6 protein-coding genes and 1 pseudogene are annotated in these 6,763 nt (G+C 60.4%); 6 read left to right on the top strand and 1 reads right to left on the bottom strand.

What is annotated here, in order from left to right:
- Positions 1-465: pseudogene (locus Q0C48_RS10135) on the bottom strand (hypothetical protein); the annotation flags it as partial.
- 257 nt (positions 466-722) lie between these two features.
- Between Q0C48_RS10135 and glnE the strand changes: the two are divergent.
- From glnE to Q0C48_RS10105, 6 genes are all read left to right on the top strand, one after another.
- Positions 723-3,587, top strand: a complete 2,865-nt coding sequence (gene glnE, locus Q0C48_RS10130) for a bifunctional [glutamate--ammonia ligase]-adenylyl-L-tyrosine phosphorylase/[glutamate--ammonia-ligase] adenylyltransferase (RefSeq protein ID WP_291523996.1) — start codon at positions 723-725, stop codon at positions 3,585-3,587.
- A gap of 12 nt (positions 3,588-3,599) precedes the next feature.
- Positions 3,600-4,523, top strand: coding sequence for a branched-chain amino acid transaminase (locus Q0C48_RS10125; RefSeq protein WP_291523994.1), 924 nt, complete (start codon positions 3,600-3,602; stop codon positions 4,521-4,523).
- Positions 4,524-4,527: 4 nt separating this feature from the next.
- On the top strand, positions 4,528-4,728 hold the full coding sequence (locus Q0C48_RS10120) for a zinc-finger domain-containing protein (protein ID WP_291523992.1): 201 nt from the start codon (positions 4,528-4,530) through the stop codon (positions 4,726-4,728).
- Positions 4,729-5,149: 421 nt separating this feature from the next.
- Positions 5,150-5,911: an alpha/beta hydrolase gene (locus Q0C48_RS10115; protein ID WP_291523990.1), complete on the top strand. Its 762-nt coding sequence runs from the start codon at positions 5,150-5,152 to the stop codon at positions 5,909-5,911.
- Between the two features lie 131 nt (positions 5,912-6,042).
- On the top strand, positions 6,043-6,333 hold the full coding sequence (groES, locus tag Q0C48_RS10110) for a co-chaperone GroES (RefSeq protein ID WP_288020136.1): 291 nt from the start codon (positions 6,043-6,045) through the stop codon (positions 6,331-6,333).
- 48 nt (positions 6,334-6,381) lie between these two features.
- Positions 6,382-6,763, top strand: a 382-nt coding sequence (locus Q0C48_RS10105; protein WP_291523988.1) for a TCP-1/cpn60 chaperonin family protein, incomplete at its 3' end; no start/stop codon positions are given.

The following is a 6,763-nucleotide window of genomic DNA, read 5'->3' as shown; positions in this document are numbered from 1 at the left end:
ATCCACATGCGCCCAGTCCAGATCCAGCGACAATGGCGATCCGCCATGTCCCAGCGACTGCCCGGCCACCTGCCAGTCACCGTCCGCCGCCTGAACGACGGACACCTCGCCGTCCGCAATGCGGAAATCCTGTGCAACCAGCTCCCCCCAGAGCAGCGGCAGGGCAAAAAGGCGCAGATGCACCCCGTGCAGCGCCAGTTCGGGCTGTGCGGACGGGCCCACCCGCAACGCGGCCAATTCCAGCAACGGCCCCCAGTTCCAACCCAGTTGCATACCTCGCACCTGCACTGGAGCACCCAAAGCCCGCGACAAGGATTGAGAAACATAGGGACGCAACAAATCCAGACGGGGAATCAGCAGGAGATAGAAAGCCGCCGCCAGCAATACCAGCACTGTCGGCACGATGGCCAACAGCCAACCGCTAACCCGGCGGACGCCGGCAAAGGTCAGGCGCAAACGCGGCAAGGCACGCCTCTCCTGAAAGCCCGTAACATCAGCCAATCCGTCCGGTCAACGCCGGTAAACGCCATGAGGTAATGAATGTGCTCCCTACTACGATTCTCTCTGCGGACCGCGTTACCGCATAGCACCGCGTAACGCTGCAACGGTATCGCACAAAATCCTAGCACAAGAAGCGCCACAGAGCCCCATGCGGACCCGAAAACGGGGATAAGTTACACTGCCCATACACACGATGCGGAACAACACCGGAAGGAGCAGGCATGGCGGCACCTGAGTTACCCGTGGAGATCATCCACGCCATTAACCTGTTACCCCTGGAAGCGGAGGCAATCACCGAGGCACTCGCCGCCACCTGGGCTGCCCTCGCTGCTGAGGAACAGGCTGAACTCCGCCGCCCTGGACCTTCTTTTGCTGCACATTGGGTGCATATCGCTTGTGTCAGTCCCTTTGCGCGCCAACTTCTCCTACGCCATCCCCACTGGTTGCTACGCCTCGCACGCGGCGGACACAGCGACCTTGCCGCCACCCACGGACTCACCAGCGACGTCTTCCTTGCCGATCTGCGCCAGTACCGCAATGCCCGTATGGTAGAAATCATCTGGCAGGATCGTCAGCCCGGCGAACATTATTCAGAAACCGTAGCCGCCCTCAGCGAACTGGCCGAAATCTGCCTGCAACACGCTTATGCTTATGGCGTGGCGATGCTGCACCAGCGCCATGGCACCCCGCGCAGCAGCGACGGTCAGGAGGTGCCTTTCACCGTCCTCGGCATGGGCAAGCTGGGTGGACGCGAACTCAACCTCTCCTCCGACATCGACCTCATCTTCTGCTACGGCGAGGGCGGCGAGACCGATGGCCCCAGCCCCCTCGACAACACTGCCTACTTCCAGCGCCTCGGTCGCTGGCTGATTCAGGCCCTCGATCAGCGCACGCCCGACGGCTTCTGCTTCCGCGTCGACATGCGCCTGCGCCCCTTCGGAGATGCCGGTCCCCTCTGCATCTCCACTGCCGCCATGGAGCAATACTATCAGGTGCATGGCCGCGGCTGGGAGCGTTACGCCTTTATCAAGGCGCGCCCCGTCGCGGGTGACGTCACCTTTGGCCAAATCCTTCTCGACACCCTGCGCCCCTTTGTCTATCGCCGCTACCTGGACTACACCGCCCTCACCGGCCTACGGGAAGTCAAAGTCCTCATGGATGCGGAACAAGGTGGCAGCAGCAACGACATCAAAAAGGGCCAAGGCGGCATCCGTGAAATCGAATTTATCTGTCAATCCCTGCAAATTATCCACGGTGGCCGCCAACCCGGTCTGCGCAGCACCAACACCCTGGACACCCTTGCGGCCATCGCCAGTGCTGGACTTCTGCCTGCGAACGATGTCGATCAGCTTCGGCGTGCTTATCTTTTTTTGCGCAATACCGAGCATTGCCTGCAAATGGTCGATGATCAGCAGACCCAGCAACTACCGCGCTCGGAACTGGAATGGCAACGCCTGGCCTGCAGCATGGGTTTCACGGATGTATTCACCATGCGCGAAACCCTAGACACCCTCCGCCAGCGAAACCACGCTATCTTTCAGCGCATCCTGGCCTCCGGGGAGGATGACCGCCAAGGTAAAAATCGCAACGGAGAGAAACTCTGGCAACTCGCCCAGACCGGCGCGCTGGAAGCCGCTCCCAGCGACCTGCTCCAGGTCCTGCGCTTCACGGAGCCGGAAGCCGTATGGACACGCCTTTGGCGCTTCGCCCACAGCCGCGATGTGGCCAGCCGCCTCTCTACAGAAGGACGACAACGCCTCAACCGCTTGCTTCCTCTGGCCCTCGACCTGTGCAGCGCCCAGCCACACACCGACGCCTTGTTACAACGCTTCCTCACCCTCATTGAGGCCATTCTGGGGCGTGCCAACTACCTCGCTCTGCTTGCGGAGAATCCGCCGTACCTCATACGCATCGCGGCGTTACTGCGCAGCCCCTGGCTGGCACAGGAGCTGGCACGCTTCCCCATCCTGCTGGATGACGTGCTCAGCGACACCGTCATCAGCCCCGAGCACTGGCCGCAGGCCCTCGCTGCACAATTACAGCTTGCTGAAGATATGGAAGAACGGATGGATGCCCTGCGGCGCTTCAAAAATGCCGAAGTCCTGCGCCTCGCCGCCGCCTTCTGGACGGACCAGCTGCCCGTGGAAACGCTGCTCCCCCAACTCAGTGACCTCGCCCAGCTCACCCTGCAAACCGCATTGGCTTGGGCTGAAGCGGAGATGCAGCGCCGCCACGGCTGCGTGCGCTCCAGCAACGGCCAAGCGGCCCCCTTCACCGTTATCGCCTTTGGCAAACTGGGGGGCCGGGAAATGGGCTTCGCCTCCGATCTCGACCTGGTCTATCTCTACGACGCCCCCCTCGACGCCGAAAGCGATGGTCCTGCCCCCCTCGCGGCGTCCACCTGGTTCGCTCGTCTCGGACAACGGATTATTCACATCCTCAGCACCCTCACCCGTGCTGGGCTGCTCTACCAGATCGACATGCGCCTGCGCCCCAGCGGGCAGTCCGGCCCCCTGGTTACCACCCTGGACGCCTTCAGCCGCTATCAGCGGGAATCCGCCTGGACTTGGGAACACCAAGCCCTCACCCGCGCTCGCTGGATCGCTGGCGATGCGGCGCTCGGCGCCCGTTTCACCAGCCTGCGTGCGGAAATTCTCGGCCAGCCGCGCAATCCAGAACAGTTGGCAGAAGACGTTCGCGCCATGCGGCGGCGCATTTATCGGAGCAAAATCATTGCCCAAGACGCCTTTCACCTCAAACTGAACCCCGGTGGCCTCACAGATATCGAGTTTCTCGTACAATTTGCTATGCTAGGAGCTTGCTCCCAGCAGCCGACTCTATGCCAGGATACCGGGACCGCCGCAGGGATAGCCGCACTGACGGGCGCGGGCATCTGGAGCGCGGAGCAGGGGGCAGTCCTCGGCCAAGCCTGGCAACGGTACCGTCAGGAAGAAAACCGGCGCTGGCTGAACTTGCAGGACAACGAAATTCGCCCCGCAGAGATCCCGGGTTGGGACGCGTTGCAAACCGCAGCGCATGGGGTGCGGGAGATTTGGCAGGAACTCATTGGCAGTTATAGCGATTAAGGAGATGTGACGATGTCCATGGCGGAACGCGACGGTTTTATCTGGTTTGACGGCAAGATGGTTCCCTGGCGGGAGGCCACCGTGCACGGTCTCACCCACAGCCTGCACTACGGCATGGGCTGTTTTGAGGGCGAACGTGCCTACGCCACCCCGCAGGGCGCCGCCATTTTCCGCCTGCCGGAACACACCAAACGCCTCTTCAACAGCGCCAAAATATTGCAGATGGACGTCCCCTTCACCCAGGACCAGATTAACGACGCCACCAAAGAAGTCATTCGCGCCAACCATCTGGAGTCGGCCTACATCCGCCCTCTCCTTTTCTATGGAGCCGAAGGCATGGGCCTCTCCGCCAAGGGGCTCAAAGTCCATGCCCTCATTGCCGCCTGGAGCTGGGGCAGCTATTTGGGCCAGGAGGCCCTGGAAAAAGGTATTCGCGTCAAGGTGAGCTCCTTCAGCCGCCACCATGTCAACGTGCACCTGTGCAAGGCCAAGGCCACGGGCAACTACATGAACTCCATGCTGGCCCAGCGCGAGGCTTCTTCCTGTGGCTATGATGAAGCTCTGCTACTGGATCGCGAAGGCTATGTGGCTGAGGGTTCCGGCGAAAATGTTTTCATGATCCGCGACGGCATTCTTTACACGCCAACCCTGACCAGCGCCCTGGAAGGCATTACCCGCGACACCATCCTGAACTTCGCCCGCGATGCCGGTATCCCTATCGTCGAAAAACAACTGACCCGGGACGAATTCTACATCGCCGACGAAGCCTTCTTTACCGGCACTGCCGCCGAAGTGACCCCTATCCGCGAAATCGACAATCGGATCATCGGCGAGGGCCGTCGTGGCCCGGTCACCGAGCTGCTGCAAAGCCGCTACTTCGACACCGTGGCCGGGCATCGTGAGGACCACCCGGAATGGTTGCATCACGTTGGCTGACCCCATGACCCGCCCCAGCAAGTGCTGTGACCAGAGCTACACCGAGGTGGAGGCCAAAGACCTCCCCCTCTGCTGCCCCACGCCCGGCATGAGCCGCTGGGACGGGCATCCCCGTGTTTTCCTCAAGATCGAAGAGAGTGGAGAGGCCCGCTGCCCGTATTGCGGAACGCTTTATGTGCTGAAGGGCGGGCCAGCAAAGAAATAGTAACCAAGGATGATGGTGCCTGGCGTCACTTCGCTCCTCACCATACTTTCATTACCACTGCAGACATTTTCCGCAGGTTATCCATTCCTCATGGCAGCGGAAACTGCACCACCAGCACGCTGAGGATACGGGGTTCCAGAAAAAACCCAACGGCGCGGAACTTTCTGCGGACCTTGCTCTCTAATCCTTTGCAAGCGGCTGTGATGGTTGCGAGCGCATGTTTCTTCCTCCTTTGGTGGTTTTGGGCGGACCTCACGGTTCCGCCCTTCTTTTATCCGACCGGTCGGAATGTAACTTGCCAGCAGGCCCGCCTTTTGCTAATATTCTCGGCTGCGGTCAGTAGCTGGCTGCAGCGCATGTTTCTTTCCTCCTTTGTGGTTTTAGGGCGACTTTAGTCGCCCTTTTTTGCGCGGAGCAGACGATGTCCCCCTCAGCCGAAAGACCTTTTACTCTGGTTCACTCCAACGGCGACCGCGTTTGCGGACTCATTCACGAAGCCCATACCGACCCCGTAGGCGTCTTCCTGCCCGGCTTCGCCTCCAACATGGAAGGCTCCAAATCACAGATCCTCGCCCGCAACGCGCAGGCGCAAGGCTGGTCCTGGGTACGCTTTGATCCACGCGGCGTCGGGCGCTCCGACGGCCCCTTTCAGGCCCTGACTCTGTCCCGCTATCTGGCCGATCTGCAATTGATCCTGCACATGCTAGAAGATCGCCCGGTACTGCTGGTAGGCTCCAGCCTGGGCGGCTGGCTGGGCACCATCGCCGCTACCCGCTGGCCAAAACAGATCCGCGCCCTGCTACTCATCGCCCCCGCCTACAACTTTATTCAGGAGATCTTCCGGCGCCTGCCCGCTGACGAACAACAAGCCTGGCAGGACACTAACCTGCGCTGCTGGGAAGATCCTTATGGCCTCGGTGAACTGCACATGCGGTTTGATCTGGTGGCAGACAGTTGGCGCTACGACTTGCTGCGCTTCCCGCCCTATCTGCATTGTCCCGTAGAAATTCTCCACGGCAGTGCCGATAAGGCCGTACCCCTTGCCCTCAGTTATCAGTTCGCCGCCCGCGCCCATGCGCCGGGACTGGCTATCCGCCCCTTACCGGGCGTCAATCATCGCTTGCAAGGCGCCGATGCCGTGCTCCTGCGCAGCCTGCAATCGCTTTGGACCCGTATCTCCTGACCGGACCCCGTCACACGCTGCCCCTTGACAGAACATTCTCAGCGCCTATGATTAGCACTCGATGGGTGTGACTGCTAACAGCGCCCAGGATGAAGTCATCCACTAACCTGTACAAAACGAGGAAATGCTCAATGAAATTGCGTCCTTTGCATGATCGTGTCGTCATTCGTCGTCTGGAAGAAGAACAGAAGACCGCCGGTGGGATCATCATTCCCGATACCGCTAAAGAAAAGCCTGTGCAGGGTGAAGTTGTCGCCGCTGGCCATGGCAAGATTCTGGAAGACGGCAAAATTCGCGCCCTCGACCTCAAAGTTGGCGATCGCGTGCTGTTCGCCAAATACGCCGGCACCGAGATCAAGGTGGAAGGCGAAGAACTGTTGGTGATGCGCGAAGACGACATCATGGCGGTCGTCGAAAAGTAAGCATCGCTGAATATCCCAACCAATTTCCACACATTTTGAGGAGTATTTATGCCAGCTAAACAAGTAGCCTTTGCTGAACATGCCCGCGAGAAGATGTTGCGCGGCGTTAACGTGCTCGCCGACGCCGTCAAGGTCACCTTGGGTCCCAAGGGCCGTAACGTGGTGCTCGACAAGTCTTTCGGTGCCCCCACCATTACCAAGGACGGCGTCTCCGTCGCCAAGGAAATCGAACTGGCTGACAAGTTCGAGAACATGGGCGCACAGATGGTGAAAGAAGTGGCCTCCCAGGCTTCCGACGAAGCCGGTGACGGCACTACCACCGCCACCGTTCTGGCCCAGGCCATCATCCGCGAAGGCCTCAAGGCCGTCATCGCCGGCATGAACCCCATGGACCTGAAGCGCGGCATCGACAAGTCGGTCGCCGTTATTG

Source organism: Acidithiobacillus sp. (genome assembly GCF_023255755.1).
Taxonomy (GTDB): domain Bacteria; phylum Pseudomonadota; class Gammaproteobacteria; order Acidithiobacillales; family Acidithiobacillaceae; genus Acidithiobacillus.
The sequence above is the reverse complement of the archived record's forward strand: the minus strand, read 5'-3'. Positions and strand labels throughout refer to the sequence as shown.